At 75.4% G+C, this 1,681-nt stretch carries 2 protein-coding genes; both read right to left on the bottom strand.

Going from position 1 to position 1,681, the window contains the following annotated elements:
* Positions 1 to 25 precede the first annotated feature (25 nt).
* Complete coding sequence (locus FOE67_RS25035) at positions 26 to 640, bottom strand: TlpA family protein disulfide reductase (protein ID WP_182667095.1); 615 nt, start codon at positions 638 to 640, stop codon at positions 26 to 28.
* Between the two features lie 199 nt (positions 641 to 839).
* Positions 840 to 1,469: a histidine phosphatase family protein gene (locus FOE67_RS25030; protein WP_228474269.1), complete on the bottom strand. Its 630-nt coding sequence runs from the start codon at positions 1,467 to 1,469 to the stop codon at positions 840 to 842.
* Positions 1,470 to 1,681 lie beyond the last annotated feature (212 nt).

The following is a 1,681-nucleotide window of genomic DNA, read 5'->3' as shown; positions in this document are numbered from 1 at the left end:
GAGTGGGGTGGCGGGGCGCGGGGCGTCAGCCCTCGGCGATGACCGGCTCCAGGATGTCCCGCAGCTCCTCCTCGGTGAGCGCCTTCAGCGCCCGCACCGCGATGCCGCCGTCCCGGTCGATGACGAGCGTGGAGGGGATGCCCTGCGGGGGCAGGGTGTTGCGCGGGAACTCCAGGATCAGGGTCCCCTTGGGGTCGAAGAAGCTGGGGTACTCGATGCCGTAGGTGCGGTCGAAGGCGCGGGCGTTGGCCGCCTCCAGGTCGCGGGTGTTGATGCCGATGAACTGCACGCCGCGGTCCTCGGTGTCGGCGGCGACCGCGGCGAGGTTGGGGGCCTCGGCGCGGCAGGGGGCGCACCACGAGCCCCACACGTTGAGCACCACGACCTGTCCCCGGTAGTCGGCCAGGGAGAGCTGCTCGCCGTGGGTGGACTCACCGGTGAGGTCGGGCGCCTGCTTGCGCTCCCCCACCGGGACGGTGGTGATCATCCCGGTGCCCTCGACGATGTTGCTGTCGCCGCCGGAGGCACCGGCGCTCTCGCCGGAGCAGGCGGACAGGGCGAGCATCCCCGCCGCCGCGCAGACCAGGGCCCGGAGGGCCCGACTGCGGGGGCGGACGCGAACGGCGCGGCGAGCAATCATGTGAAAAGTTTCCCATGCGGGTTTTGGGGGCATCACCGCGCCCCCCTTGTCCGGAATGAGCCGTCCCGAACGCGCCGGTGGGGCGCCTGCGGACGCCGCCCCGCGGGGGCTGTCGCCCCGTGCCCCCGCCGTGCCGGGGACCGGGCCGGCGGCACGGCGGGGACACGCGGTGGCGGTGGCCGACCGTGCGCCGGGGTGCTCAGGCCCCCGCGCCCCTGGCCCCTCCGGCGCGCAGGTGCGGCGGCACCAGATCGATCACCGGCTCGCTGTAGCCGACCGAGACGATCTCGTCGTCGAGGTAGGTGAAGGAGGTCAGCGAGGCGAGGGTGCACTGCCGCTTGCGCGGGTCGTGCCACAGCCGGCGCCGCTCCACGAAGCTGCGCAGGATCCAGATCGGCAGCTGGTGGCTGACGCAGACCGCCTCGTGGCCGCGGGCGGCGTCCCGGGCGGCGTCCACGGCCGCCTTCATCCGCACCACCTGCTGCACGTACGGCTCGCCCCAGGAGGGACGCACCGGGTTGCGCAGGTGGAACCAGGAGCCCGGCCGGCGCCAGGCGCCGTCGCCGGGGCCGACCGGGCGGCCCTCGAAGACGTTGCCGGCCTCGATCAGCCGGGGGTCGGTGGCCACGGTGAGGTCCCGCAGGGCGGCGATGGGCGCGGCGGTCTCCTGCGCCCGCTCCAGCGGGGAGGCGACCACGTGCGTGATGTCGCGGGAGGCCAGGTGCTCGGCGACCCGGTCGGCCATCTTCCGCCCCAGGTCGGACAGGTGGTAGCCGGGCAGGCGGCCGTAGAGGACGCCGGTGGGGTTCTCCACCTCGCCGTGACGCATGACGTGCACCACGGTGCGCACGGGCGCGCCGGGGTCACCGCCGAGGGCGGCCGGGGCGGCGTCCGGCGACGGGGGCTGCTCGGGAACGGAGGGGCTGCTGGTCATCGGTTCTCTCGTTTCGGCGCTCGGGCGGCGACGGGGCCGGGCCGCGCGCCGGAACCTCCGGGGTCCGGGCACGCGGCGGCGGGTCGGGGCGGGTGACGGAGGGATGG

Origin of the sequence: Streptomyces calidiresistens, from assembly GCF_014141525.1 — a bacterium.
Taxonomy (GTDB): Bacteria; Actinomycetota; Actinomycetes; order Streptomycetales; family Streptomycetaceae; genus Streptomyces; species Streptomyces calidiresistens.
Note: the sequence above shows the minus strand (reverse complement) of the source record. Positions and strands in the feature narration are given on the sequence as shown.

Coding starts and splice junctions, on each gene's coding strand:
- FOE67_RS25035 (WP_182667095.1), bottom strand. CDS start 640: ATGATTGCTCGCCGCGCCGTTCGCGTCCGCCCCCGCAGTCGGGCCCTC.
- FOE67_RS25030 (WP_228474269.1), bottom strand. CDS start 1,469: ATGCGTCACGGCGAGGTGGAGAACCCCACCGGCGTCCTCTACGGCCGC.